This window comes from Bartonella sp. AP21QHHD (assembly GCF_042196205.1).
Classification (GTDB): Bacteria; Pseudomonadota; Alphaproteobacteria; order Rhizobiales; family Rhizobiaceae; genus Bartonella.
The window spans coordinates 1-1,331 of the sequence record NZ_JBHIPT010000006.1 but is presented as its reverse complement, the minus strand read 5'-3'; the positions used below and the strand labels follow the sequence as shown (position 1 = coordinate 1,331).

General features: G+C 34.9%; 1 protein-coding gene. It reads left to right on the top strand.

Going from position 1 to position 1,331, the window contains the following annotated elements; all coding sequences use genetic code 11:
- Positions 1–879: 879 nt before the first annotated feature.
- Positions 880–1,331 (top strand): POTRA domain-containing protein (locus ACFIMC_RS00120; RefSeq protein ID WP_375685603.1); only part of this gene is annotated, 452 nt, incomplete at its 3' end.

The window sequence follows — 1,331 nt, the reverse complement described above, 5'->3', positions numbered from 1 at the left end:
CATGAGGTAAAATCAGCAAAATAGTGAATTTTGCTGTTCGTTTCACGTGTTCATCAAGACAAATGAACTATGTGCTTTTAAAATATCATAATGAGTATTTTGATAGGTTTTATGAGTCACTAAAATAGTCTATTTTGTCAGTTTAATTTACTGACACAAACTGACAAATATATATTATGGATTGTATTTAAGGTTGTATTGTCGATATAGGTTGTATCGTTAAAATGCTAACATATTGAAATATAATGTTTTTAATTTTCTCTCATTTAAAAAAATAATATAGGCTCTAAAAAGAACTGACAACACTGACAGCACTGGACAAAACTCTTCTGTTCAGATCACTCAGATCATTGTCTTTGGAGAAAAGTTCTTTGATGAAAATGCCATTAAATATAACTTATTAGAAAATCAAGACTTTGTTTGCTCGCCACATTTGGCGAGCAAAGGCAGGAAAAAGAGTTTTGCGTAATTGTCTTGAAAGGCTCTCAAAGAGATTTCTTATTGTTTTCTATGATGGTTTTTGACGACAGGATGTGCTTGATAGCATGATGTCTCGTTTATATGCGTGTTGAGTGGCTTAGAGGAGCTGGAGAGTGAATTTATCTCTAATTATTGATAAATATATTGTAGCATTAAACTGGGGATATTGATATATTAACCATTGACGGGCTAAACAGTTTTGTTTAGAGGTTTTCTCATATAAATGTGGGGGAGAGATCTTCAGCAATTCAAATAAAGCGTTTTTTGTAAAATAAAGCAGTTTTGGGTGTCACTTTTTTGGTTACAGAGGCATGTGCTTTTGTTAAAAGCGTCATAGGGCAGTGGCTGTTTTGAGTGGACTTGTTAGAGGTTCCATGAAGTTCTTTTAAAGAGTGCTTCATGAATAATGCAAAGCGGGGGCAATCTGTATTGTTATTGATATTTTTACGCCAAAGTTCTCTTTTGAGAATTTTTCGTGCCATTTTTGTTTTCTTTGGCTTGTTTACAGGTGTAAATGTTTATGCGCGCTCCTCAGCTATTTTTCATTCCCCAACAGATAATTTTTCTCGCCAACAATCTGAGAAGCAGCAATTAGAAAGAATTGAGAAATTACGCGCTTTAACGCCTAAAAGGATAAAGACGCCTTCAGAGCAAAATCCAGAAACGCTTTTGGGTGGGAAGCAATGTTTTCCAATTCATGCTGTTGTTGTTGAGGGAGTGCACCATGTCAAAAAGCGCTCTATATCAGCCGTAACAGAGCCTTATGTTGGAAGATGTATCGGTCTTTTTGATATTCAGCTCTTAATCAAGAAGTTAACCAAAGTTTATTTGGATCAAGGCTATGTAACGGC